The organism is Streptomyces sp. VTCC 41912, assembly GCF_045799175.1.
Classification (GTDB): domain Bacteria; phylum Actinomycetota; class Actinomycetes; order Streptomycetales; family Streptomycetaceae; genus Streptomyces; species Streptomyces albulus_C.
In genome coordinates this window covers 48,963-73,453 of sequence record NZ_JBJMAB010000004.1, presented here as the reverse complement: position 1 = coordinate 73,453, position 24,491 = coordinate 48,963, and the positions used below count along the sequence as shown (strand labels likewise).

Annotated in this window: 23 protein-coding genes, 1 tRNA gene and 2 pseudogenes; 14 read left to right on the top strand and 12 right to left on the bottom strand. The window is 72.9% G+C overall.

The window, feature by feature from the left end; all coding sequences use genetic code 11:
• The first annotated feature begins 34 nt into the window (after positions 1-34).
• A complete protein-coding gene (locus ACJ6WD_RS07605) occupies positions 35-316 on the top strand; it encodes an acylphosphatase (protein ID WP_407615354.1) in 282 nt (93 codons plus the stop codon).
• Between the two features lie 51 nt (positions 317-367).
• Here ACJ6WD_RS07605 and ACJ6WD_RS07600 read toward each other — a convergent pair whose 3' ends face one another.
• Positions 368-571 (bottom strand): hypothetical protein, encoded by a 204-nt coding sequence (locus tag ACJ6WD_RS07600; RefSeq protein ID WP_407615353.1) that lies wholly within the window; start codon positions 569-571, stop codon positions 368-370.
• A 337-nt stretch (positions 572-908) separates the two neighbouring features.
• Positions 909-974, bottom strand: a pseudogene (locus ACJ6WD_RS07595) (hypothetical protein); the annotation flags it as partial.
• Positions 975-1,037: 63 nt separating this feature from the next.
• Between ACJ6WD_RS07595 and ACJ6WD_RS07590 the strand changes: the two are divergent.
• A pseudogene (locus ACJ6WD_RS07590) lies at positions 1,038-1,298 on the top strand (response regulator transcription factor); the annotation flags it as partial.
• A gap of 198 nt (positions 1,299-1,496) precedes the next feature.
• Here the strand turns inward: ACJ6WD_RS07590 and ACJ6WD_RS07585 are convergent.
• Together ACJ6WD_RS07585 and ACJ6WD_RS07580 are read right to left on the bottom strand one after the other, a co-directional pair.
• Positions 1,497-1,826, bottom strand: coding sequence for a DUF3040 domain-containing protein (locus ACJ6WD_RS07585; protein ID WP_038516700.1), 330 nt, complete (start codon positions 1,824-1,826; stop codon positions 1,497-1,499).
• 191 nt (positions 1,827-2,017) lie between these two features.
• Positions 2,018-2,503 carry a DUF402 domain-containing protein gene (locus ACJ6WD_RS07580; protein WP_233655750.1) on the bottom strand — a complete coding sequence of 162 codons (486 nt, stop codon included), beginning with the start codon at positions 2,501-2,503 and terminating at the stop codon, positions 2,018-2,020.
• Between the two features lie 233 nt (positions 2,504-2,736).
• On the opposite strand from ACJ6WD_RS07580, the gene ACJ6WD_RS07575 reads away from it, so the two are divergent.
• Genes ACJ6WD_RS07575 through ACJ6WD_RS07565 form a run of 3 tightly spaced genes read left to right on the top strand, consistent with a single transcriptional unit; the run spans position 2,737 to position 4,648 of the window.
• On the top strand, positions 2,737-3,474 hold the full coding sequence (locus ACJ6WD_RS07575) for a Type 1 glutamine amidotransferase-like domain-containing protein (RefSeq protein WP_407615352.1): 738 nt from the start codon (positions 2,737-2,739) through the stop codon (positions 3,472-3,474).
• A gap of 42 nt (positions 3,475-3,516) precedes the next feature.
• Positions 3,517-4,062, top strand: coding sequence for a histidine phosphatase family protein (locus tag ACJ6WD_RS07570; protein WP_331246870.1), 546 nt, complete (start codon positions 3,517-3,519; stop codon positions 4,060-4,062).
• 13 nt (positions 4,063-4,075) lie between these two features.
• A complete protein-coding gene (locus ACJ6WD_RS07565) occupies positions 4,076-4,648 on the top strand; it encodes a hypothetical protein (RefSeq protein WP_376442037.1) in 573 nt (190 codons plus the stop codon).
• Between the two features lie 475 nt (positions 4,649-5,123).
• Here ACJ6WD_RS07565 and ftsH read toward each other — a convergent pair whose 3' ends face one another.
• On the bottom strand, positions 5,124-7,076 hold the full coding sequence (gene ftsH / locus ACJ6WD_RS07560; RefSeq protein WP_331246868.1) for an ATP-dependent zinc metalloprotease FtsH: 1,953 nt from the start codon (positions 7,074-7,076) through the stop codon (positions 5,124-5,126).
• A gap of 286 nt (positions 7,077-7,362) precedes the next feature.
• Between ftsH and ACJ6WD_RS07555 the strand changes: the two genes are divergently transcribed.
• Positions 7,363-7,878 carry a hypothetical protein gene (locus tag ACJ6WD_RS07555; RefSeq protein ID WP_233655756.1) on the top strand — a complete coding sequence of 172 codons (516 nt, stop codon included), beginning with the start codon at positions 7,363-7,365 and terminating at the stop codon, positions 7,876-7,878.
• 259 nt (positions 7,879-8,137) lie between these two features.
• Positions 8,138-8,620 carry a hypothetical protein gene (locus ACJ6WD_RS07550; RefSeq protein ID WP_233655757.1) on the top strand — a complete coding sequence of 161 codons (483 nt, stop codon included), beginning with the start codon at positions 8,138-8,140 and terminating at the stop codon, positions 8,618-8,620.
• 21 nt (positions 8,621-8,641) lie between these two features.
• Here the strand turns inward: ACJ6WD_RS07550 and ACJ6WD_RS07545 are convergent, their stop codons facing one another.
• Positions 8,642-9,265 (bottom strand): TetR/AcrR family transcriptional regulator, encoded by a 624-nt coding sequence (locus ACJ6WD_RS07545; RefSeq protein WP_407615351.1) that lies wholly within the window; start codon positions 9,263-9,265, stop codon positions 8,642-8,644.
• Positions 9,266-9,398: 133 nt separating this feature from the next.
• Here ACJ6WD_RS07545 and ACJ6WD_RS07540 point away from each other — a divergent pair, with 133 nt between their 5' ends.
• Entirely contained in the window at positions 9,399-10,310 is a 912-nt protein-coding gene (locus ACJ6WD_RS07540; protein ID WP_407615350.1) for an alpha/beta fold hydrolase, read from the top strand.
• 123 nt (positions 10,311-10,433) lie between these two features.
• On the opposite strand, the gene ACJ6WD_RS07535 is transcribed toward ACJ6WD_RS07540, so the two are convergent.
• The 4 genes from ACJ6WD_RS07535 to ACJ6WD_RS07520 form a co-directional block, all read right to left on the bottom strand.
• On the bottom strand, positions 10,434-11,228 hold the full coding sequence (locus tag ACJ6WD_RS07535) for an SDR family oxidoreductase (RefSeq protein WP_331246867.1): 795 nt from the start codon (positions 11,226-11,228) through the stop codon (positions 10,434-10,436).
• Positions 11,229-11,326: 98 nt separating this feature from the next.
• The gene (locus ACJ6WD_RS07530; RefSeq protein ID WP_376442022.1) at positions 11,327-12,151 is read right to left on the bottom strand and encodes an aldo/keto reductase; all 825 of its coding nucleotides are present in this window, start codon (positions 12,149-12,151) and stop codon (positions 11,327-11,329) included.
• 106 nt (positions 12,152-12,257) lie between these two features.
• Complete coding sequence (locus tag ACJ6WD_RS07525; protein ID WP_407615349.1) at positions 12,258-12,674, bottom strand: GlcG/HbpS family heme-binding protein; 417 nt, start codon at positions 12,672-12,674, stop codon at positions 12,258-12,260.
• 57 nt (positions 12,675-12,731) lie between these two features.
• Positions 12,732-13,958, bottom strand: coding sequence for an MFS transporter (locus ACJ6WD_RS07520; protein ID WP_233655762.1), 1,227 nt, complete (start codon positions 13,956-13,958; stop codon positions 12,732-12,734).
• 169 nt (positions 13,959-14,127) lie between these two features.
• Here ACJ6WD_RS07520 and ACJ6WD_RS07515 point away from each other — a divergent pair, with 169 nt between their 5' ends.
• Entirely contained in the window at positions 14,128-14,595 is a 468-nt protein-coding gene (locus ACJ6WD_RS07515; protein WP_407615348.1) for a MarR family winged helix-turn-helix transcriptional regulator, read from the top strand.
• Positions 14,596-14,909: 314 nt separating this feature from the next.
• Here the strand turns inward: ACJ6WD_RS07515 and ACJ6WD_RS07510 are convergent, their stop codons facing one another.
• Positions 14,910-16,037 (bottom strand): FAD-dependent oxidoreductase, encoded by a 1,128-nt coding sequence (locus ACJ6WD_RS07510; RefSeq protein ID WP_407615347.1) that lies wholly within the window; start codon positions 16,035-16,037, stop codon positions 14,910-14,912.
• Between the two features lie 1,333 nt (positions 16,038-17,370).
• Between ACJ6WD_RS07510 and rph the strand changes: the two genes are divergently transcribed.
• From rph to ACJ6WD_RS07495, 3 genes are all read left to right on the top strand, one after another.
• Positions 17,371-19,968, top strand: a complete 2,598-nt coding sequence (gene rph, locus ACJ6WD_RS07505) for a rifamycin-inactivating phosphotransferase (protein ID WP_407615346.1) — start codon at positions 17,371-17,373, stop codon at positions 19,966-19,968.
• 228 nt (positions 19,969-20,196) lie between these two features.
• A tRNA-Met gene (locus ACJ6WD_RS07500) sits at positions 20,197-20,270 on the top strand.
• A 162-nt stretch (positions 20,271-20,432) separates the two neighbouring features.
• Complete coding sequence (locus ACJ6WD_RS07495; protein WP_407615345.1) at positions 20,433-21,596, top strand: UDP-N-acetylglucosamine--N-acetylmuramyl-(pentapeptide) pyrophosphoryl-undecaprenol N-acetylglucosamine transferase; 1,164 nt, start codon at positions 20,433-20,435, stop codon at positions 21,594-21,596.
• A gap of 149 nt (positions 21,597-21,745) precedes the next feature.
• On the opposite strand, the gene ACJ6WD_RS07490 is transcribed toward ACJ6WD_RS07495, so the two are convergent.
• Positions 21,746-22,822: a polyprenyl synthetase family protein gene (locus tag ACJ6WD_RS07490; protein WP_407615344.1), complete on the bottom strand. Its 1,077-nt coding sequence runs from the start codon at positions 22,820-22,822 to the stop codon at positions 21,746-21,748.
• A gap of 213 nt (positions 22,823-23,035) precedes the next feature.
• On the opposite strand from ACJ6WD_RS07490, the gene ACJ6WD_RS07485 reads away from it, so the two are divergent.
• The gene (locus ACJ6WD_RS07485) at positions 23,036-23,254 is read left to right on the top strand and encodes an EF-hand domain-containing protein (protein WP_016576971.1); all 219 of its coding nucleotides are present in this window, start codon (positions 23,036-23,038) and stop codon (positions 23,252-23,254) included.
• Between the two features lie 410 nt (positions 23,255-23,664).
• On the top strand, positions 23,665-23,892 hold the full coding sequence (locus ACJ6WD_RS07480; protein ID WP_407615343.1) for a hypothetical protein: 228 nt from the start codon (positions 23,665-23,667) through the stop codon (positions 23,890-23,892).
• Positions 23,893-24,491: the final 599 nt, after the last annotated feature.

Sequence of the window (24,491 nt, the reverse complement as noted above, 5' to 3'; positions counted from 1 at the left end):
CCCCGGCCGGGCCCCGTGACCTACAGTCCTGCCCATGGTGCGGAAGCACGTGATCGTGTCAGGACGGGTGCAGGGCGTCTTCTTCAGGGACTCCTGCCGACAGAGCGCGCTGGCCCACGGCGTCGCCGGGTGGGTGCGCAACCTGCCCGACGGGGACGTCGAGGCCGTCTTCGAGGGGCCGCCGGAGGGCGTCGCCCAGATGGTCGAGTGGGTCCGCCAAGGGCCACCGACCGCGCACGTGACCGGGGTCCAGGTGCGGGACGAGGAGCCGGCGGGACTGGCCGGCTTCGAGGTCCGGACCGCTCCCCGTCCCTGACCGCCCGGGCGCACCGAACCCGCGCACCCGCCCCCACGGCGACGGGCCCGTTCAGCGGCGCCGCCGGTACGTGCGCAGGGCGAGCAACCGGGCGACGACGACCGCGGCAGCGGCCAGGGCGCCGGCCGCCACCCAGACCGCGAGGGCGGGCCAGGCGTAGGCGGCCTGTTCCAGCGTCCCCGAACGATGCATCAACAGGCCGAGCAACGTGGCCAGTTGGAAGAGGAAAAGGATCGGTAGCGCATAGGGCAGCAAGCGGAGCGTTCCGCGCCACCACGGCCGTTGCACGGTGCGCTGCCCCCAGCGGCCGGCGCGCAGCACCCCGCGCACGCCGAGGCCGGCGGCCAGCAGGGTCAGGCCCGGCCAGGACCTGGTCGGCCGTCATCGAGAACGGTTCGGCCGCCTCGGGGGTCCTGCCCTCGGCCAGTTCGATCAGTCCCTCGGTGAGTTGGGGCGCGTCGTCGCCGGAGACCATGCCGGTGTTGGTGACGACCGCGATGCCGATGCCGCTGTCGGGCAGCAGGGTCGCCATCGCGTTGTGGGTGAGCAGTTGCCGGACGGTGACGCCCTCGGCGCGCCGGTCGGCCATGGTGAATTCGGGCAGGTAGCGGTGGACTGGCCGGTCCAGCTCGATCCGGCCCGCCTCGACCAGTTGCATGACGCCAGTGCGGTCATGGACTTCGACAGCGAGGCCACCGGCATCCGGGGCCGCGCGGTCATCGGCTGCCCGGCCGCGCCCGAGGTCGTGCGCCAACTCCTGAACCGGCGCCGCGAGCCCCTGCAACAGCTCACTCCCCGTGAACGCGAGGTGCTCGCCCTCATGGCGGAGGGGCGCGCCAACGCCGACATCGCCCGCGCCCTGTTCGTCACCGAGGCGGCGGTCAACAAGCACGTCAGCAACATCTTCCAGAAGCTCGACCTGCGCCTCGACGGCCCGGGGCACCGCCGGGTCCTGGCGGTCCTCGCCTATCTCCGGGCCTGACCCGCCCGGTGCGGACGGGACCTGGGAGTGTCCCGTCCGCGGGGCTCCCGGAGCGCGGGAGCCGCCGCTCATGCTGTCGCACGCGCATGAAGTGAGCGCGTCAACGCGCCGGGGCGTCGGGGTGACCCGCCGGCCGCGGCGCGGTCACGGCGCCGTCCCCGCCGGCCGTCGGCGCTGCCCGGAGGGGACGGCCGGCGGTCAGCCGTGGTCCGCGCTCCCCAGCCGCGCCCACCGGCCCATGAGCCGGGCCAGGCAGGCGAGCATCAGGCCCCAGACCGTCGTGCAGGCCGGGGCGGCCACCACCGTGGCGGCCGTGCGGGCCGCGCCCAGCAGGCCGGTGAGCACGGCGCCCAACAGGTGGGAGACCGCGCAGCCGCCGTGCCGGTCGGGCGGCGGCACCGGCGGGGGCGGGACGTCGTCCCACCGCATGGTGGTCAGGCGACGGTCCAGCTCCGCGTCCTGCCCACGCAGGTCCTGTTCCATCTGTGCCAGGAGGAATCGCTCCCGGCGGGAGAGTGCCTCAGCCATTGCGGTACTCCTCCGTGAGACCGCCCCCACGCCTTCCGCTCCTCCCCACTGTGGTCCCGGCCCGCCGACCGGGCAATCGGTGCGCCCCCGACGCGGGGCACGGCCCGCCGACGGCGCCGATCGCGCGGCCTGCGGCACGGCCGCGCCGGGTCCGCAAGTCGGCGGGCCGCCGGCCGGCCGCCGCAGGACCGTCACAGGGCGCGCAACCGTCCGCTGCGCGCCTGCTCCTCCAGCGCGTCCAGGGCCTGCCGCGCCCGGGCGGCCGCGACCGGATCACGGTCCTCGATGCCGCTTTGGCGGAACTCGTCCTCGTCCAGGCGGAGCACGGTCGAGCCGTCCGCCGACTGCCACAGGTCGAGGTCCAGGTCCTCGATCACGATGCCGTCCGGGCCGACCTCGGCGGGACGCGTCACGTCGCAGTACCAGCCCTTGACCGTGCCGTCGGCGGCGCGCACCTCCTTGACCGCGTACCAGCGGTCGCGCCAGTAGTGCTCGGTGAAGACGTCGCCCGGCTCGAACCGCACGAACCCGAAGTCCCGGACCGTGGGCCGCCCCCAGGGCGCCCGTACCACGACGCGCACCCCGTCGTCGCCCACGACGGTGGCGGGGTACCGCACCTTGGTCCGCCCCGCCTTCGTCAGTGTCACCTGCACGTCGCCGCCCGCCGTCAGCGTCATCGCCGTCCCCACGGTTCCCTCGTCCTCCGCTCGCGCCGATCCCGGTACGGGTCGAACATCCGCACCCTCTCCCGATCCGCGACCAGGCGGCCAGTGCTTTTCCGAGGGCGGGGCCGCCGGCCGCCGGCGAGCCCGTCCCGGCGGCGCCGACGGGCCCGATCGGCTTGCGTCACAACCCCGTTGGGGCCGAGGCGACGGGGCCCGCCCCGATCCGCAGCGATAGGGTCGAGGCCATGACAGCACCGGATCCGACCATCCTCGCCACCTCCGGAGGCCACCGGACGGGCGGCCGCACCATGGTGCGGTTCAACTCACTGGTGCACCACGCGGTCGACCTCTCGGGCGTCCACGGCCGCCGGCCCCGCGTGATGTACGTCGGCACCGCCATCGGGGACGCCGAGCACTTCACCGCCCGGATGACCGAGGCCGCCCGGGTCGCCGGGTTCGACCTGACGCCGCTGCACCTGTTCCCGATGCCCAACCTGGAGGACGTCGAGGGCGCGGTGCTCGATCAGGACGTCGTCTGGGTCATGGGCGGGTCGGTGGCGAACCTCCTCGCCGTGTGGCGCGTGCACGGGCTGGACGCCGTCATGCGCCGCGCGTGGCGGGCCGGGGTGGTGCTGAGCGGGGTGAGCGCGGGGTCCCTGTGCTGGTTCCAGGGCGGCGCGACCGACTCGTTCGGCCCGGAGCTGCGCCCGCTGACCAACGGCCTCGGCCTCCTGCCGTACGGGAACGGGGTGCACTACGACGTCGACGAGGGGCGCCGGCCGTTGACGCACCGGCTGGTCGCGGAGGGCACCTTGCCGGTGGCCCACTGCACCGACGACGGCGTGGGGTTGGTCTACCGCGGGACCGAACTGGTCGAGGCGGTGACCGAAGTCCCCGGCAAGGGCGCCTACGTCGTCACCCGGGACGGCGACTCGGCGGTCGAGGAGCGCATCAAGCCCCGCCGGCTCACCCCCGTTCCGTAGACCCGCCACCCGCTCCCCCGCCCACGACCCAGCGAGCCTGCGATGAACACCCGCGAGACCACCCGCCTGATCGTGCTGCGGCACGCCAAGTCCGCCTGGCCGGCGGGCGTCCCCGATCTGGACCGTCCGCTGGCCGGCCGGGGGCGTCGGGACGCGCCGGCGGCCGGCCGCTGGCTGCGGCAACGGCACGGTGCGCCCGACGCGGTGATCTGCTCGCCGTCCCTGCGGACCCGCGAGACCTGGGACCGGGTGGCCGCGGAGCTCGCGGCTCCGGGGACGACCGCGACGCCTGGGGAGGTGGTCTTCGAACCCCGGGTGTACGCGGCGAGCGCGGCCACCCTGCTCCAGGTGGTGCGCGGGTTCCCCGACCGGTGGCGGACGGCGCTCCTGATCGGCCACCAGCCGGGCGTGCAGGACCTCGTCCTCGCGCTGGCCGGCGGCGGGGAAGGGGTCGACCGGGTCCGCGAGAAGTTCCCGACGTCCGCGGTGGCGGTGCTGACGCTGCCCGGCGGGTGGGCGGGCCTGACACCGGGCTGCGCGGTGCTCACCGACTTCGCGGTGCCCCGCGGCCGGCCGGGCGACCAGTGAGGAGCGGACCGAGGTGCGGTCCGGGACCGCCGGGGCGATCCTGTGGGGCATGGCGGACGGCACGCACCCCGGCGGCCGGACGGACGGTTCGGGCCGGGGCCTCCCCCAGCCGCACCGGGAGGCGCAGACCGACTACGGGGGTGCGGTCTACGGCTCCCTCCAGGCCGCGTCCGTCGTGGCCGGCACCGCCGCGTTCGGACCGTTCCCCCGGCTCGGTTTGGTGCTCCTGCTGCTCGTCACCGGCCTGGTCTTCTGGATGGCGCACGTGTACGCGCGGCTCGTCGGCGACCTGGCGTCGTACCGGGACCTGACGTGGCAGCGGATCCGGCACGTGGCGGGCGAGGAGTGGCCGATCGCGCAGGCGGCGGTGGGTCCGGCCGTCGCCGTGGTGATCAGCCCGTTGCTGGGGCTGGGCGTGGCGGCGACCGCCTGGTTCGCGCTGTCCGTCGCCGTGGCCGAGCAGGTCGGTTGGTCCTGCTTCGCCGCGATCCGCGCCGGGGCCTCGCGCCGTCTGGTGGTGCTGTCGACGCTCGTGAACCTCGTGCTCGGCCTGGTCATCGTGGTCCTCAAGGCCAAGTTGCACTGAGCGCGCACCCGGCCGGCCGGGCCGGGCCCGTACCCCGGCGTCAGGGTTTCGGCGCGTCGGGGGCGGTCGGTCCGGCCCGTGAGGAGCGGAGCACGGCCAGTCGCTGACGGGCCCTCGGGGTGCCATCCGGGGTGGCCGCGGCCCGGTTCGCCGTCGCCGGCCGGTCCCGACCGGGACAGGGCGCGGAAGAGCAGCACCCCGACCGTGATCACCAGTGCCCAGAACAGGACCATGCCGACCGTGGCCGCGAACCATCCCCACCCGCCACCACCGCCGTGGCCGTACCAGAACCACATCGGACCTCACCTTCCCTGCTCGGGACGGGTGCGGGCCCACACGAGGGCCGCACGCGGACAGGTGCCCTCACCTCGATTCTCGCTCGCCGGGACCGATCGGACGCGCGCAGCGGGACGGGGCCTCTTCGGGCCGTCGTCGCGGTGGCGGGGCGGCGGGGTCGCCGTGCGGGGCGGTCGGGTCAGGGCGGCGGGCGTTCGGGGCCGGGCGCGGGGGCTTCGGGGGCCGTCCCGGGCCAGCGGCGCAGGACGTCCTGGACGACCGCGCCGTCGATCGTCTCGCGGGTGGTCAGCAGGTCGGCCAGGTGCTCCAGGGCCGGGCGGTGGTCCCGGAGCAGGGCGGTGGCGCGCTGTTCGGCCTGCCGGACGAGGCGGGCGGTCTCCTCGTCGATGAGGCGTTGGGTCCGCTCGGAGTAGGGCCGGTGCAGGGTCTCGCCGGCGGGTTCGTCGCCGAGGCGGTGCAGGGCGCCGGGCGCGGCGTAGCCGATCGGTCCGAGGGACGGCGACAGGCCGAAGTCGCGGACCATCCGGCCGGCGATCTGGGTGGCGCCGGCCAGGTCGTCGGCGGCGCCGGTCGAGCCCTCGCCGAAGACCACGAGCTCCGCGGCGCGCCCGCCGAGGCGCACGGTGAGCAGGTCGGTGAGGTAGCCCTCGGTGTAGAGGTGCCGTTCGGCTTCCGGGAGTTGCTCGGTGGCGCCGAGTGCGGGTCCGGACGGCAGGATGGTCACCTTGGCGACCGGGTCGGCCTGTTCGCACAGGGCGGCCACGAGGGCGTGGCCGGACTCGTGGACGGCGACGGCGTGCCGCTCCTCGGGGAGCAGGGCGTTGGAGGACTCGCGGCGTCCCAGCAGGACCCGGTCCCGGGCGTCGTCGAGGTCCTGGGCGGAGATGACGGTGTTGCCGGCGCGGACGGCGTGGATCGCGGCCTCGTTGACGAGGTTGGCGAGGTCGGCGCCGGAGAAGCCGGGGGTGGCCCGGGCGACCACGGTGCGGTCCACGTCGGGTGCGAGCTTCTTGCCGCGGGCGTGCACGGCGAGGATCGCGGCCCGCTCGGTCTGGTTGGGCAGCGGGACGGTGACGTGCCGGTCGAAGCGGCCGGGGCGCAGCAGCGCCGGGTCGAGGGCCTCGGGGCGGTTGGTGGCGGCGAGCACCACGATGCCGCTGCTCTGGTCGAAGCCGTCCATTTCGGCGAGGAGTTGGTTGAGGGTCTGTTCGCGTTCGTCGTTGCCGCCCAGGCGGATGCCGCCGCGGCGGCTGCCCACGGCGTCGATCTCGTCGATGAAGATGATCGACGGGGCGCGTTTGCGGGCCTCGTCGAAGAGGTCGCGGACGCGGGAGGCGCCGACGCCGACGAACATCTCCACGAAGGCCGATCCGGTCACCGACAGGAACGGCACCGCGGCCTCCCCCGCGACCGCCCGGGCGAGCAGCGTCTTGCCGGTGCCGGGCGGCCCGACCATGAGCACCCCGCGCGGTCCCGTGGCGCCGACCACCGCATAGCGCTCGGGGTGGCGCAGGAAGTCGACGACCTCGCTGATCTCCTGTTTGACGCCCTCGTAGCCGGCGACGTCGTCGAAGCGGGTGGTGGGCCGCTCCGCCTCGATGATCTTGGCGCGGGAGCGGCCGATGCCGCTGAGCCCTCCGGTGAGGGTGCGGGCGGCCTGGCGCCCGGTCCACAGGAACAGGGCGCCGAGCAGGACCAGTGGCAGCAGGACGACGGCCAGCGGGCCCACCCAGCTCCCGCCGGCGCTGCCGCTGGAGGCGGTGACGTTGACGTTCTCGGCCCGGAGTTGCTGGGCGAGCCCGGTGGTGCCGAGGGCGGTGGGGAGCTGCGTGGTGAACTTCCGGCCGTCCTTGAGCTGCCCGTTGACGCCGCCCTTGTCGTCGATGTCGACGGTCTTGACCTGCCCGGCGTCCACCTTGCCGAGGAAGGCGCTGTACGTGAGGGAGGTCCCTGCCGGGTTGTGCGCCCGGCTGAGCAGCAGGACGAAGAGCGCGACGAGGATGACGGGCAGCAGCCACGGCCGCCAGCCGGGGGCCCGCGGCGCGGCCGGCGGCTTCGGCGGCTCGCGGGGCGGCCCGGGCTTCGCCGAGCGCGAGGCGTGGCGCCGGGGCAGGCGCACTGCGGTGATCACGACGGTCCCCTAAGGCTCCTTCGCTCCTGGGTCCTCCCCTTCCAGGAAACTCCTCCCGGCCGCGTGACGGACCGCGCCGGCCTTCCCGCCGGGCCTGCGACACGCTCCGCGCCCCCTCCTCCACGATCGGCCGTCCCCACCGTTCCCGCAGGGCGGGCCGCCGCCGTGGTGTGGGGCGGACGGGCCAGGTGTGGGACGCTCGAAGGGCAGGCGAAGGGGGTGCGTGATGCCTCTTGGGAAGCTCCGTCCGCCGTGGCGACCCGGTCCGCTCCGGCGCGGTACGGACGTGGCGCAGTCCTGGGTCGTGCTGGCCACGGGGGTGCTGATCGCCGTGGCGGCCCCGGCCGCGGGAGTGGTGGCCGGCAGTGCGGTGGACGCCGCGACCCACCGGGAGAGTTCCGGCTGGCGCCCCGTCTCCGCGGTGGTGACGAAGGAACCGGCCACCCGGATCACCGTCGACAGCGGGACCGGCACGGGCGGCCGGGTGCACACGACGGTGCGCTGGACGGCGCCGGACCACACCGTGCGGACGGGCGAGACGACCCTGGCGGCCGGCGTCCACGTCGGGGACCGTACGACGGTCTGGTTGGACCGCGACGGTGCGTTGGTGCGGGACCCGAGCACCCCGACGGACTCCCTGGCCGAGAGCGTGGTGGCCGGCACCGTGGTGGGCTCCGCCACCGGGCTGCTGTTCTTCGGCGCCGAGCGGGTCACCGTGCGCCTGCTGGACCGCAGGCGGTACGCCCAGTGGGAGAAGGAGTGGGCGGAGGTCGACGCCCGGTGGCGGCACCCGCAGCAGTGAGGGGTGGCGCCGGGTCCGCGCCGCGGTGCCGCGGCGTCTCGCGTGGCGGCCCGGGAACGTCCCTGCCACGCTGAAGTTGGCGGCTGTCCCGCCCGGCGCTGCCGGTCGGCTGCCCAGCCGGAACCGCCGTCCTCCCCGGCGTCGTACGCCGGGTCACCGTCCGGACGGCGGGAGCGACGCCCCGGCCGAAGTCCCCGATGGATGGAGGGACTTCACCGGTGCGACAGCGGCGCACCGCCCCTCGATCACGGAGGTTCCCATGGCATCAGCAGCAGGTCATCCGACCGGAACACCGCACCCCGGCTACGGCGGGAGCACGACCGCACCACGGCACGAGGACCACAAGGGCCACGGTCTGGTGATGTTCGCCGGGGTCATGTTGGCGTTGTTGGCCCTGTTCAACGGCCTCGACGGCATCGCGGCGATCGTCAATTCGCACGTCTTCGTGGGGAACGTCTCCCTGGTCCTCGGGGACCTGCAGGCATTCGGCTGGTTGATACTCGCCCTGGGCGTCCTACAGGCGGTGGCCGCCGTCGGCGTGCTCACCAAGGGCTCCGAAGCCGCCCGGTGGTTCGGTGTCGCGGTGCTGGGCCTGAACGCTTTCGCCCAGATGTTCTTCATCCCGTCCTACCCGGTGTGGTCGGTGCTGATCATCGCGCTGGACGTGCTGGCCATCTACGGACTGTGCGTCTACGGCGGGCGCTCGGCCGAGGCGACCGAGCAGGCGGCACAAGGAGGTTGAGCGGGATCGCGCGGCGCCCGCCTAGGCGGGCGCGCCCGCCCCACCGTCCCGGAAGATCCGGTCGAGCTGGTGGGTCAGGACGTCGGCGGCGGACCGGGCGGTGCGCTGGCCGACCAGGACGCTGGTGCCGAGCCCGGCGGACATGGCCAGCAGGCCGATCGCTTCCTTGCGCGCGTCGACCCCGGGTCGGGTGAGGTCCGCTTCCTGTGCCTGGCGCAGGAGTTCGGCCACGGTGTCCTCGGCGGCGTCGGGGTCCTGGATGAAGGGCTGGCCGGCGAGCGCCCGGTCGGTCACGGACAGCACGGCGTACGAGGTGTAGACGAGGTGGAAGGTGCGGCTCGCCTCGTCGGTGGGCAGCGACGTCATCAGCAGTGCCTCGATCACGGCGCGCGGTCCGGCGCCCTCCCCCGCGGCCCGCAACCGGGCGGCGACCCGTTCCCCGAACCCCTCGGCCAGCCGCTGCAATCCGTAGAGCAGCAGCTTCTCCTTGGTTTCGAAGTAGTACTGCACCAGCCGCAGTGAGACCCCGGCCTCGGCGGCCACGTCCCGCATGCCCACGGCGTGCAGCCCGCGTCGGCCGGCGACTTGGAGGAGTGCCCGGGCGATCTGGTTGCGTCGTTCGGCATGGTCCACGCGCTTGGGCATCGGTCGCGTCGTCCTTCGTCGGTCGCATCGGTTCGGCACTGGGCCCTGCGGCCCTTTTTGATGATACCGCCGTATCAATTTCATGGTACGTTCGTATCACGAAGACCACGAACAACCCGTTCCGGAGGTGGCCGTGCCCAAGACCACGACCCGCATTCAGGCCGATGTCGGCCGCTACGTGAGCGACACCCTGCGCGACCGCTACTTCGCAGCCTGCGACGCGGTCTACGCCCTGGGCGCCACCTCCACCGCGGAGGGCGACGTGGAGACCTCCTTCGGCACCACCCACGTCTACCGCTACGAGCCGGCCGACCCCGCCGCCCGTTCCCGCACCCCCATCGTCCTGGTGCACGGCTCGGGCTCCTGCTCCGCCATGTGGTACCCGAACACCCCCGCCCTCAGCGCCGCCCGCCCGGTGTACGCGATCGACACCCCGGGCGACCCGGGGCGCAGCGTGCAGCGCGCCCCCCTGCACCAACCCGAGCGCGCCGCCGAGTGGTTGGACGAGACCCTGGCCGCCCTCGACCTCGACCGCGTCCACCTCGTCGGCTCCTCCTACGGCGGCTGGCTCGCCGTGAACCAGGCACACCGCCGTCCCGGCCGCCTCGCCTCGGTCACCCTGCTCGACCCCGGCGGCCTGGAGAAGGTGGGACTGCGCTTCTTCGCCTGGATCTTCGTCAGCCTGTTCGCGACCTCGGCCCCCAAGGCGCTGCGGCCGCGGCTCGCCGCCTGGCTCGAACAGCCGGTGCTCGTCGTGCCGGAGCTGCGCGCGATGATCAGGGCCGGGGTCCGCGCCCACCGCATCCGCCGCCCGGCCCCGCTCCCCCTGGCGGACGCCGAACTGTCGACCATCCGCACCCCGCTCTACCTCGTGCTCGGCAAGCGCAGCCTGCTCGTCCACCCCAAGCGCCAACTGGAGCGCGTACCCCGCTTGATTCCGGGTGCCCGCGCCGAGATCCTCACCGGGACCGGCCACGGACCGCAGATCGACCACGCCGACGAGGTCAACCGCCGGATGCTGCGCTTCATGGACGCCGTCGACTGACCCACCGCCCCGGGCACACCCCCGGCGGCCGACGCAAGAGATCCCGACCGATCGGACGACCGGCCGGGATCTCGCACGTCGGGTCGATCCGCCCACGGCGGGCGGGGCGCCAGGGCGCCCTGCTCAGGGCAGGATGGAGTCGACGTAGCCGCCGTCGACGCGCACGGCGCCGCCGGTGGTGGCGGAGGCGTGGGGCGAGGCGAGGTAGACGACCAGGTTGGCGATCTCCTCGGGCTCGATCAGGCGTTGCAGCAGGGACTGCGGGCGGTACTTCACCATGAACGCGTGCTGCGCCTCGTCCCAGGGCAGCGCGTCGCCGACGAGTTCGCGGACGAAGCCCTCGACGCCGCCGGTGTGGGTCGGCCCGGCGATGACGGAGTTGACGGTGACGCCGGTGCCCGCGGCGTCCTTGGCGAACCCGCGGCTGACCGCGAGCAGCGCGGTCTTCGTCATGCCGTAGTGGATCATTTCGGCGGGGATGGCCACGGCCGAGTCGCTGGCGAGGTTGAGGACGCGCCCCCAGCCCCGCTCCTTCATGCCGGGCAGGTAGGCGCGGATGAGCCGGACGGCGGAGAGGACGTTGACCTCGAAGTAGCGCCGCCACTCGGCGTCGTCGATCTCCAGCGGGGCTGCGGAGCCGAAGATGCCGAGGTTGTTGACGAGGACGTCGACCGCGGGCACGGCCTCCACCACGGCGGCCGCCCCCTGCTCCGTCGCCAGGTCGCCCGCGGCACCGGTGACGTCGGCACTGCCGGAGTCGGCCCGCACGGTGCGGACGGCCTCCGCCACCCGCTGCTCACCGCGGCCGTTGACGACGACGCGGGCTCCGGCGCGGGCGAGGCCGGTGGCGATGGCGAGGCCGATGCCCTGGGTGGAGCCGGTGACCAGGGCGGTGCGGCCGGAGAGATCGATCTGCACGGAGCGTTCCCCTCTTCGAGGCTGTGGAGCTGCGGCGGCGGTGCGGGCGGCACCGGGGCGCCCGGCCGGTGTGGACGGGCGCCCCGGGACGTGTGGGGTCAGTTCAGCGTGTCGGGGTCCGGGCCGGTGCGCAGCCCCCGGTCGAGGCCCGCGAGGGCGGCCAGGTCGGCGTCGGTGAGCGCGAAGCCGAAGACGTCGAGGTTCTGCCGGATGCGCGCGGGGGTGACGGACTTGGGGATCACGATGTTGCCGGTCTGGAGGTGCCAGCGCAGGACGACCTGCGCCGCGGTTACGCCATGCGCCGCGGCGATTCCCACGATCGCCGGGTCGTCGAGGACCGCGCCCTGGGCCAACGGGCTCCACGCCTCGGTGGCGATGCCGTGCTCGGCGTGGAAGGCGCGCAGCGCGGTCTGCTGGAGGCCGGGGTGCAGTTCCACCTGGTTGACCACCGGGGTGATGCCGGTGTGCTCCAGGAGCCGCTGGAGGTGCGGGACCTGGAAGTTCGAGACGCCGATGGCGCGGGCCCGCCCGTCGGCGAGGATCCGCTCCAGCGCCTGGTAGGTCTCCACGTACAGGTCGCGGGCCGGGGCGGGCCAGTGGATCAGGTAGAGGTCGACGTGGTCCAGGCCGAGCTTGTCCAGGGAGGCGTCGAAGGCCGCCAACGTCCGGTCGTGGCCCTGGTCGTCGTTCCACAGCTTGGTCGTGACGAACAGGTCCTCGCGGCGGAGGCCGGAGGCGGCCAGCGCCTTGCCGACGCCGCGCTCGTTGCCGTAGATCGCGGCGGTGTCGATGCTGCGGTAGCCGGCCTCCAGGGCGGTGGTGACCGCGGCGGTGGTCTCCTCGTCGGGGACCTGGAAGACGCCGAAGCCCAGCTGCGGCATGGTCACGCCGTTGTTGAGCGTCATGTGCGGTACGGAGGTCATCAGGGGCCTTTCTTCACTGCTGTTGTGCAGGTGGTATTGGCGAGGGGGGACGGAGCGGGGGTGGCCCGCCGGTGTCGGCCGCCCCCGCTCCGCGGGCGGGGTGGGGTCAGAGGGCCTGGAGGGCGGTCCGGGCGAAGGCGTCGTCCTGCTCGGGGGCGCCGCCGCCGAGGCCGAGGGCGCCGACGAGTCGCCCGTCGCGGTGGATCGGCACGCCGCCGCCGATGAACAGCAGGGGCGTGTCCAGCGCGGTGGGCAGGGAGTGGAAGGGGCCGTCCGGCTTGACCAGGTCGACGAGGTCGGCCGTCGGCGCGTTCAGTTGGAGGGCGGTGCGGGCCTTCGCCGTGCTGGTCTCACCGGAGATCAGCACGGCGCGTTCGTCGCGGCGGAAGGCCAGCAGGTGTCCGCCGGCGTCGAGGACGGTGATGCTGACCGGGACTCCCGCCGCGTCGGCGGCGCGGCGGGCGGCGTGGACGAGGTTCTCCGCGTCGGTGGCGGTCAGCGGGGCGACGGTGGTGGTGCTCATGGGGAACTTCCTCGGATCGGTGCGGGCACGGGTGCGGTGCCGTGCGGGTACGCGGGTTCAGGAGTGGACGGCTCCCGCCGCGGCGGGAGCGGCGCCCCGGTCGGGGGCGGCGACGGAGCCGGCCGCCGCGGAGGTGCGGTGGCGGCGCCGTTCGAGTCGGTGGGAGAGGACGGCGAGCACCAGCGCGGCGGCGGCCAGGACGGCGCCGACGGCGTTGGGCGCCGCGTAACCGAGGCCGGCCGAGATCACCAGGCCGCCGAGCCAGGCGGACAGGGCGTTGCCCAGGTTGAAAGCGCCGATGTTGGCCGCGGAGGCGAGCGTCGGGGCGCCGTGGGCATGGTCCAGGACGCGCTTCTGCAGCGGCGGGACGGTGGCGAAGCCGAGGGCGCCGATGAGGAAGATCGCCACGACGGAGGCGACCTTGCCGGAGGCCAGGAAGGTGAACAGCAGCAGGACCAGCGCCAGCCCGCCCAGGGCGGTGTAGAGCAGGGGCATGAGCCTGCGGTCCGCGAAGCGGCCGCCGATGAGGTTGCCGGCCACCATGCCCAGTCCGAAGACCACCATCAGCCAGGTGACGGAGGATGCCGCGAAGCCGCTGACCCCGGTCATCATCGGCGCGATGTAGGTGATCGCGGCGAACACGCCGCCGAAGCCGAGGACCGTCATGGCCATCGCCAAGATGACCTGGGCGTCCTTGAAGGCGGCGACCTCGTGCCGCAGTCGGACCCCCGCCGGCTTTGGCACGTCGGGGACGAGCTTGGCGACACCGGCCAGGCCGAGCACGCCGAGGGCGGCGACGATCAGGAAGGTCACCCGCCAGCCGGCGCGCTGACCCACGAAGGTGCCCAGGGGCACGCCGACGACGTTGGCCACCGTCAGTCCGGTGAACATCATGGAGATCGCGCCGGCCTTCTTCTCCGGCGCCACCAGTTCGGCGGCGACGACGGAGCCGATGCCGAAGAACGCGCCGTGCGCCAGCGAGGCCACGACCCGGCCGATCAGCATGACGGCGAAGACGGGGGCGACGGCGGAGATGAGGTTGCCGAGGATGAACAGGCCCATCAACAGCATGAGCATGTTCTTGCGGGAGATCCTGGTGCCGAGGACGGTCATGATCGGTGCGCCGATCGTGACGCCGAGGGCGTAGCCGGTGACCAGGAGGCCGGCGACCGGCACGGACACGCCGAGGTCCGCTCCGACCTGGGGCAACAGCCCCATGATCACGAATTCCGTGGTGCCGATTCCGAAGGCCCCTATGGCCAGGGCCAGCAGTGCGAGCGGCATGACGAGGTCCTTTGACACGCGAGAGGGAAAGATGCGCAAGCGCCTTACGCGCCTCAACAATAGTTGCACACGCTGGCTAACGGCAAACGCGGGTATAGTGATGAACGTGATACCGCGGTAGGCCCCCTCCGGCGCCGCCGCCCGCACGACCCGACCGAGGGAGCCGCTCATGACCGCCACCGACCCGGCGATGACCGCACTGGCGCACGGCTGGTCGGCACTCTCGCTGCTGCACGGACGCATCGAAGGCAGCGTCGAACGCGCACTGCAGGCCGCACACCAGCTCAGCGCGCGCGAGTACGCGCTGCTCGACGTGCTGAGCCGCCAGCACGACGGCGAGGGCGGCCACCTCCAGATGCGCCAGGTCGCCGACTCCGTCGTCCTCAGTCAGAGCGCGACCACCCGACTGGTCACCCGGCTGGAAGACCGCGGACTGCTCTCGCGCTACCTGTGCCCCACCGACCGCCGCGGCATCTACACCGACGTCACCGACGACGGCCGGCGCCTACTGGAAGAGGCCCGCCCCACCCACAACACCGCTCTGCGCAAGGCCCTCGACCAGGCATCCACCGAACCCGCCCTCGCACCTCTGGTCCTCGCCGTCCAACAACTACAGGGCGGCCTCCGCCCCGTGTGACCCACCATCGCTCGCAACCCACAACGAGCGGGCCACGAACGGCACTTGGCATTCCACGGACCCAGGACTCGTCCCAGGCCCGCGACCGTGGGGCTTGTCGACCGCGATCCCGCCGGGCTTCGTGCGAGGCCCGGCAGGCGCCTCGACTTCGGAACTCGGAGGTCACCCCGCCCCCGTCCGTCTCAACGACGCGGACAGCGAGCACGCGCATGATCGGCTCGACCGACCGCTAGCGATTCGTCCCGGTCCGCGCTGCCGTGTGGGCACCCCCTGTCACCTGCGCGGTCGGCCCGGCGGCATCGACCGGACACGTCCTAGCCGAAGAAGTCCGGGAAGCCCGGCTCGGTCGAGTCGGTGTCGGGCATCAGGGCCGCGAGAAGCGCCGCGGTGGCAGCGGCCTGCTCGGCTGACCGGGGCACCATGACGTCCTCGTACGCGGCGACAGCGGCGTCGACCTCGGACCGGTCGGCAACAGCCCGGGCGAGTTCGGCACCGTCGAGCATGGCGAGGTTCGCGCCGACGCCGACCGGCGGCATCAGATGGGCGGCGTCCCCGAGCAGGGTGATGCCCGGAACGCGCCCCCAACGGTGCGGAACCGGAAGGACGAACACGGGCCGGACGATGAACGCGCCGTCGTTCCGACGCATCAGCTCGCGCAGGCTCTCGTCGAAACCCTCGAACATGCCCAGCAAACGGGCACGCAGCGCCTCGGTGTCGGTCGGGTCGATGCCCTCGTGCCAGTCGAGCGGGCCGCGGAAGCCGATGTAGACGCGGATGTGGGCATCCGCATTGCGCTGCGCCATCAGGCTCAGGCAGCCGGCCTTGGCCCACAGGGTGCCCTGACCGACCCGCTCGGCGAGCGCGGGGAACCTGCGGTCGACGTCGTGGAAGCGGGCTTCGACGAACGTGCAGCCGGTGTAGGCGGGTTGGGCGTCGGAGAGCGCCGCGCGCACCTGGGACCAGGCACCGTCCGCGCCCACGACCAGGTCGAACTCCTCGACGGTGCCATGGGTGAATTCCAGGCGTACGGTCCCGTCGCCCAACGGGCCGGCCCTCGCGACCGAGTGGCCCCAACGCACGGTGCCCGGGGTGAGGGAGTCGAGCAAAAGGGCGCGCAACTGCCCCCGGTCGACCTCCGGGGCACTGGTGTCGCCGGCTTCGGGCCGATGGTGGTGCAACAGGGTCGCCGACCGGTCCATGAGGCGCATTTCCTGACCTTCGGGCCGGGCGAGCGCAAGGAACTCGTCGAGGAGCCCGGCGGCACGCAGGCCCACCTGGCCGGTGTCCGCACGAATATCGAGGTTGCCTCCCTGCGAGCGGGAGTCAGGCGTCGCCTCACGCTCGAAGACGGTGACGGGAACGCCGAGCCGCTGAAGGGTACGGGCACAGACGAGACCGCCGAGGCCCCCTCCGACTATCGCGATACGAGGGGCGGTGGACATGGTGGTGCTCCGATCGAAGAAGGAATGCGTAAACGAGTACGGAGGGGGATGGTCGACAGCGAGCCCGGACCAACTCCCAGGCATACAAAGGCTCTTGTGACGACGACGGTGACGCCCAGCGCACGAACTCCCCTACCGCCCAAGGGAGAACACCTCGTCGAGAGGGCAGCAACCCTGGAGAAGAGCGACCGACCCCGTACTCTCCTCACGAGGATCGGGATCAAGCCCGTGCGACAACGATGCGTGCACCGTGCGATCGCGCCCTCAACACGTGGCAGCGCACGATCGCCGGCCCGGACGTAACCGGAACCGGAACCGGTGCGCGCGGCGCCCCGGGAATCCACGCCCTCAAGTGCAAGCGCCGCGCACCGACTTCGCAGTGGTCAGCCGCAATGCGCAGTCACGAGCCGGCGCGCCGCCATGCACCGCCGGGCGGACGCCGTGGCGAGCGGGGCATCGACCTCGCGGTCGCCCCGCTCTCAGGCGACTTCCGCCCGCAGCAGCCCCACCCGGCGGGCCGTGTCACCGCCCGCAGTCGCTTCGAGCAGGTGCCGGCAATCCCGGGAGGGCATGGTGCGCTGCCGCTGGTTCATGCCTGGTGAGGTTAGTGCGGGAGGTGTGCCGGAGCAATTGATATCCGCACCGCCGCCCGGAATCCGGAGCCCGGAGTCCGGAGTCCGGGCGTGCCCCCCGCCCGTCAGCCCGCGCCCCCGCCAACCACCCGGTTCCAACGCCACATCCCAGTCACCGCTCCGCGCCACCCCGACGAGCCGTCGCGTTGGCGGACATCTCCCTCACGGCGGTACGGGGCGTGGATCCGGTGGACTTCGTGGTCCGCCTCGGTGCCGACCGCCGCATGGCCGAACGACCGCCCCTGTTCAAGGACTTCAACGGACAAGCAGCGGGACGCCGGCGGCCTGGCTACCGGGAGGGCCGCCCGCACCCGCGCCCCAAGCCCCCGCGGCCAACTCCCCCGCCCCGTAGAGAAGTTCGCCGAAGGGTTTCGGTCCGGCCCGCCGCCCAACCAGGACGCGTTCGGAGTCTGTCGGTGTCTGCCGGTGTCTGCCGGTTCCCCTGGGCGGAAAAACAGCAAAGGCAAGGAGAGCACTCTCCTTGCCACTCTCAACTTATAGCGTACTGGGGGGCTTGCCGCAAGGCCCCGGGTATGGCGCACAATCGTCGACCGATGCCAGCGCCTAGGGAAAATGGGGCACTACGTGCGTGAGTTGTTGTCGACGTATGGGGGACGCGGTGCCGTCGGACCGCTGGAGGCGGCGGTGATGCGATCGGCCACCGCAGTGCGAGGGAACGTGGCTGCCTCGGAGGTGTCGCAGTGATCGAGCGGTACGTGTGGGATCTTCGCGATGCTGACGAGACGCAGGTCGCGGTCGTCGGTGGCAAGGGCGCGCACCTGGGCGGGCTGTCCCGGATCGACGGCGTCCGGGTGCCGGAGGGCTTTTGCGTGACGACGGACGCCTTCCGGCAGGTGATGGCGGAGGCGCCGTCGATCGACGATCAGCTCGATCAGTTGTCGCGCCTGGACCCGGACGACCGGGAGGCAGTCCGCAGGCTCAGCGCGCAGGTGCGTCGGACCATCGAAGGGATCGCCGTCCCGGACGAGCTCGCGGCGGCGATCACCCGCGCGCTCGGCCGGCTCGGCGAGCAGGCCGCCTACGCCGTCCGGTCCAGCGCGACGGCGGAGGACCTGCCGACGGCCTCCTTCGCCGGCCAGCAGGACACGTACCTGAACGTCATGGGGCGGACGGAGATCCTCCGGCACGTCAGCCGGTGCTGGGCCTCGCTCTTCACCGAGCGGGCCGTGTCCTACCGCCAGCGGAACGGCATCGACCACCGCACGGTCCGCATGGCCGTGGTCGTGCAGCGGATGGCGTTCCCGCAGGCGTCCGGCGTCCTGTTCACGGCCGACCCCGTCTCGGGCAACCGGAAGGTCGCCACCGTGGACGCCGGCTTCGGCCTCGGCGAGGCCCTGGTCTCCGGGCTGGTGAACCCCGACGTCTTCACCGTCCGGGACGGCGAGGTCGTCGCCAAGACGATCGCCGCCAAGCAGCGTGCCGTACAGGCCCTGCCGGCCGGCGGTACGCAGGAGGTGGCGATCGACCCGCAGCAGCAGGAGCAGCCGGCGCTCACGGATGCGCAGGTCGTGCGCCTGGTGGAGCTCGGGCGGCGGATCGAGGCGCACTTCGGCCGCCCGCAGGACATCGAATGGTGCCTGGTCGACGACGGCTTCCGGATCGTGCAGAGCCGGCCGATCACGACGTTGTTCCCCGTTCCCGAGGCCGGCGACCAGGAGAACCATGTCTACGTCTCCGTCGGTCACCAGCAGATGATGACCGACGCCATGAAGCCGCTGGGGCTCTCCATGTGGCAGTTGACGGCCATGGTGCCGATGCACGCGGCCGGCGGGAGGCTGTTCGTCGACGCCACCCGGCGCCTGTCCTCGCCCGCGGGGCGCGCCGCCCTCCTGGACGTCATGGGGAAGGGCGATCCGCTGGTCAGGGACGCGTTGGAGACCGTCCTCGACCGCGACGACTTCGTCCCGTCGCTGCCGGACGCGGTTCCCGGCAGGCCGGCGGCCGGCGGTGCGCCCGCCCCCATCGAGAACGATCCGGCCGTCGTCAAGGAGCTGATCGAGCGCAGCCAGGCGTCCGTCGCCGCCCTGGAACGCGACATCCGGACGAGGACCGGACCGGAGCTGTTCGACTTCCTGCTGGAAGCCTTCGACGAGCACAAACGGGTCCTCGGTGATCCGCTGAGCGTCCAGGCGATCATGGCGGGGATGGACGCCACCTGGTGGCTCAACGACAAACTCCAGGAGTGGCTGGGCGAGAAGAACGCGGCCGACACGCTCACGCTGTCCGCCCCCGACAACATCACCTCCGAGATGGGACTGGCGCTGCTGGACGTCGCGGACGTGATCCGCGCGCGACCGGAGGTGGTGGCCTTCCTGAAGGACGTCCAGGACGAGGACTTCCTGGGCGAGCTGGCGAAGGTCGCGGGCGGGGCCGAAGCGCGCGACGCCATCGAGGGCTACCTCGACCGGTACGGCATGCGCTGCGTCGGGGAGATCGACATCACACGGCCCCGGTGGAGCGAGCGTCCCACCACGCTCGTGCCCGTGCTCCTGGACAACGTCCGGAACTTCGCGCCTGGCGCCGCCGCGCAACGCTTCGAGGAGGGCCGGCGGAAGGCGCAGGAGAAGGAGGAGGACGTGCTGGCGCGCTTGCAGGCGCTGCCGGACGGGGACCGGAAGGCCGACGAGACCAAGCGGATGATCGACCGGGTGCGGACCTTCATCGGGTACCGGGAGTACCCGAAGTACGGCATCGTCAGCCGCTACTTCGTGTACAAACAGGCGCTGCTGGCGGAGGCTGAGCGCCTCGTGGCGGCCGACGTGCTTCCCGCGAAGGAGGACGTCTTCTACCTCACGTTCCAGGAGTTCCACGACGTCGTGCGCTCGCACCAGGTGGACGGCCGGCTCGTCCAGCAGCGCAAGGACGCGTTCCGCGCGTACCAGGCGCTCACGCCGCCCCGGGTGCTCACCTCGGACGGCGAGGCCGTCACCGGGGCGTACCGGCGCGACGACGTGCCGGCCGGCGCCCTGGTCGGCCTACCGGTGTCCGTCGGGACCGTCGAGGGCAGGGCCCGCGTCGTCCTCGACATGGCGGAGGCCGATCTCGAAGCGGGCGACATCCTGGTCACGACCTTCACGGATCCGAGCTGGTCGCCGCTGTTCGTCGGCATCGCGGGCCTGGTGACGGAGGTGGGCGGACTGATGACCCATGGCGCGGTGATCGCCCGGGAGTACGGCCTGCCGGCCGTCGTCGGCGTGGCGCAGGCCACCCGGCTGATCCGCGACGGGCAGCGGATCCGCGTGCACGGAACCGACGGCTACGTCGAGATCCTGCCTTGACCGACAACACCTTCCACCCCGACCACGCCGACCACTCCGACCGCTCCGAGTAAGCCCGTCCGTCCGGGGCTTCCGACCGAGCGATGTCCAGCGGTCGACGGCCGCTCCATGGCGGCCGTCGACCGGCCTGGTAGCGAGCTGACGGGCGACCGTGGCGGGCCTGCGGCCGAAGCCATCCGACGTCGATTCGGTCGATCCGTGTCAGTGCCGTACAGTTCACGGTGCCGTCGCGGGGTGGAGCAGCTCGGTAGCTCGCTGGGCTCATAACCCAGAGGTCGCAGGTTCAAATCCTGTCCCCGCTACTGAAACGGTGCAGGCCCGGTGGATCCCACCGGGCCTGCACCGCGTTTGCGCACCCGAGCGAACCGGCCCGCCGATTCCCCGTTGCGCACGGCCGGGACACCTGCGGCGAGCCGCTACTGTGGCGCCTTCGTCCGACCGTCGCCAGATTTGGGGTAGCTCCAGTGAGCAACGTCGATGTCTTTCGTCTCGTCGTCACGGGTGGCGGCACCGGTGGTCACACGTATCCGGCGCTCACCGCGATCCGTGCGCTGCGCCGGCGGCTGTCGGCCGAGGGCAGGGCTCTCGACGTGTTGTGGATCGGCACTGCCGACGGCCTGGAGGCCCGGGTCGCCCCGGGCGAGGGAATCCCGTTCGCCACGGTGGCCACCGGCAAGGTTCGCCGGGCGAAGAACCCGCTCAAGATGATGTCGGCGGCCAACCTCAAGGACATGGCGCGGGTGCCGCTCGGCGTCGCGCAGGCGCGGAAGCTGGTCGCGGGCTTCGGGCCGGACGTGGTGCTCGCCACCGGTGGCTACGTCGCCGTGCCGACCGGCCTGGCGGCGCGCATCTGCCGGCGTCCGCTGGTGCTGCACGAACAGACCGTGCGGCTGGGCCTGGCCAACCGCAAGCTCGCCGGCTCGGCGACGCGGATCGCGGTGTCGTCGGAGTCCTCGGTGCCGCTGCTGCCGGAGCGGGTGCGCGGGCGGGCGGTCGTCACGGGAAACCCCATCCGCCCCGAGGTGCTCGCCGGGCGGCCGGACAAGGCGGTGCAGAGTCTGGGGCTGGACGCGTTCGACCGGAGGCTGCCGACGGTGTACGTCACCGGGGGCGCGCAAGGGGCCCGGCAGATCAACGATGTCGTGCGGGACGCCCTGCCGTGGCTGCTCCGGCAGGCCAACGTCGTCCACCAGTGCGGCCCGGACAACGTGGCGGAACTACGCCGCCACGCGGCAGCGCTGCCGACGGCGTCGGCCGGCCGCTACCACCTGACCGGTTTCGTGGGCCCGGAACTGCCCGACGTCCTGGCGCTCGCGGACGTCGTCGTGTCGCGGAGTGGTGCCGGGACCCTCGCCGAGCTGACCGCGCTCGGCAAGCCGGCCGTGTTCGTGCCGCTGGCCTCCGCGGCGGGCAATGAACAGGCGTACAACGCACAACACTTGGAGGAGGCCGGGGCGGCGCTCGCCTTGCTCGGCGACGTCACCGCCGGCCGCCTGAAGGACGCCGTGGGCCCGCTGCTCACCGACCCCGCACTGCGGGCGACGATGGCGGAGCGGGCCCGGGCGCACGGGCGGCCGGACGCGGCGGACCGGTTGGTCGAGGTCCTGGTGTCCGCCGCATCGGGCTGACCACTGCGGCGCGGCCGCAGGCATGGCGGGGCCCGTGCCGGCCCTCGCGGTCGTCGTCGCCGTGTTGGCCGTCCTCGCCGTCGGTGTGACAGTCACGACGGTCCGCAACGGGCAGGTGTCCGCGCACGCCCCCCGAAGGCCGCGCATGGTCACTGGGTGCGCAGTGCGCCCCACAGCGGCAGTTGCTCGAAGAACGCGACGGCTTCGTCCCGCCACCGCCCCCGCCAGGTGGCGGCGACGGCGGCCGCCTCCTCGGCACCGCCGCGGATCTCGGCGAGAAGTTGCTCGTCGACGCCGTGGTGCCTGGCGATGTCCTGAACCCGTTCGACGGTCTGCGGCGGGCAGCCGGGGCCGGCGAGCGCCGACTCCACCAGCGCCCGCTCCGCACCGCTCGTGGCTGCCAGCAGTGCGCACACCGCGTAGCTGCGGCGGCCCTCGCGCAGGTCCGACCCGGCCGGCTTGCCGACCGTGCCTGCGTCCGCGAACAGGTCGAGGTAGTCGTCGCGCATCTGCCCGCTCACGCCGAGCAGTCGGGCGTACCGGGTCAGTTCCTCCTCGTGGGCGGTCACGTCCGCGCCGGCCGCGAGCAGCCCCAGCTGCAACGGAGCCAGCACCGAGTAGCGGGCGCTCTTGTACTCGGACACAGTGTCCAGCACCGCGCGGTCGGGCACCGGGCCGAAGTCGCGCTCCAGGTCGAGGAATTGGCCGCGGACCGTGTCCGCGCCCGCCGTCGCCTGGACCGCGGCCATCGCCTGCCGCAGGTCGCGGGGCACCGGCGCGGTCAGCAACACCTGGACCGACAGGAACGCGGCCAGGTCCCCGGCCAGGACGGCCAGGCCCAATGCCGTGTGCGGACGGTCGGGGAACCGGTCGCGGTAGGCGTAGTACACCGACGGCGCTCCCCGGCGCACCGGGGAGTCGTCGATGATGTCGTCGTGGATCAGCCCGTGCGTCTGCAACAACTCGATGCTGAGCGCGGCCTCGTCCAAGCCCGTCACGGCATCGGGGGTCACCAGGCGCGCAGCCTCGTACACCAACGCGACGCGTAGCCGTTTGCCGCCCCGCAGCGACATGTCCCGCACCAGCTCCAGGGCCTCGGGCACGAACGCGTTGCGCGGCGGCCCCTGCCTGGCGACCGAGTCGAAGTAGTCCGCGAACACCCCGTGGAAGCGGTCCCGGTATCCGGCGAGCCGCTCGCGCACACCGGCCTCGATCTCAGCACTCATCGCTCTCCCTGGCACCCCGTCAAGCGCGACGGCCGTCGACGCACACCGTCAACTGGCATTCAACACCATCGGTGCGTGGTACGAAGTGACCGCTTCCAACGGACGGTCGTGGCCGGGCCCGCGGCGGCCAGGCATGTTGGGCGCGCCCACGAGGCGTCCGGGCGGGCGGATAACCTGGGCCCGTCAGTAAAGGATCACGGAAGGGCGAAGCACATGGCAGACATCGTGGAGACGGCGGCACGCAAGGTTTTCGCGCGCTACGACCTCGACGGGGACGGTCAGGTCACCGCGGAGGAGTACCGCCAGGTCATCGCGGAGCTGGAGGGCACGGAGATCACCGAGGCGCAGGCTCAGGAGCTGATCGACTCCCTCGACACCGACGGTGACCGCCAGATGTCCTTCGAGGAGTTCTGGGCGGCCATGAATGGCTGACGCTGTCGGGTCCGGCACGTGAACGTGCCGGACCCGGTCGTCGTCCCCCGATCCGGTGCGGCGGGCAGGACCATCAACACCCTTCACACGCCTCGCCGTTGCCGGCCGGTGTGCCAGCAGGGCCAGGGTTGGGCGCGGCGGGGTGCCGGCAAGGCCAGGCATCCCGCAGCGGACCCACCTCGCCCGTAGCAGGGGTCGCCAGGTAGGCGCAACTACCCGCCGTTGGAAGCCCTTTCGGGGGCTGGCATCACTTCGCGAGTTCACCGGCACGGTGAGTGCCCCGGGGTCACTGCGAGAGTGGGGGGCAGGCGTGCCGGATGTCGTGCGTGAGTCGGCCGCGCCGTCCTCGACGAACACGCCTTCGCCGCCTACCTCGACGGCCTCACCGAGCGCCGCACGGAGACCACCGCATGAGCCACCGCCCCGCAGCCGACGCCACCCCGGCCACCAGCGACACCGCCACCGTCCGCCGCGCTCTCGCCCAAGGCCGGGCAGTCGTCCTGCCCAATCCCGCCCCGCTCACCTGCGTCGTCACCGCCACCCAGCCCACCGCCGTCAACGTCGCCAAGGGACGCCCCGCCGACCAGGCCGTCGCCCTATGGGCCCACCACCCGCACACACGCGAGGAACTGACCTAGCACCTCGACCTCAGCCCGGACGCACACCGGCTCGCCCGCCGTCTGCTCACCGAGGAACTCGTCACCCTGCTGGCGCCCCTGCGCCGCCCGCACGACGTCCCGTCCTGGCTGGCCCCCGCCGCCAAGGACGGCTGGACGCTCCTGTTCGCCGCCCGCTGGCAGCCCCTGGCACCGCTCCTGGACGACTTCCCCCTGCTCTACGTCAGCAGCGCCAACCGCACCGGCCATCCGCCCGCAGCCACCCCTGCCGAGGCCGCGCCGCACTTCGCCCCCCGCGCTCCCGTCCTCACCGCCCCCACCCCACCCGCCGCATCCCCCAGGCGGGCGACCACCACCATTCGTCTCCACCCCGACGCACGGACCGAACTCCACCGCCACGGCGCCCAGGACCACCCCCACCCCAGCGCCGAGCACTACCTCAACCACCTCCACCACACCTACCGAACGCCACCCACCGCCTGAAGGCGCGCAGTCGCCGTCGCCCCCGTCACCCCCGTCGCCAACTCGCCGCTCCCGTGGGTCTGATGGGAGGCTTCGCCGCGGCCGGGCCGTTCACGGGTGGGCGTTGCCAGGGTCGGCTGCCGTGTGGTCAGGGGCGA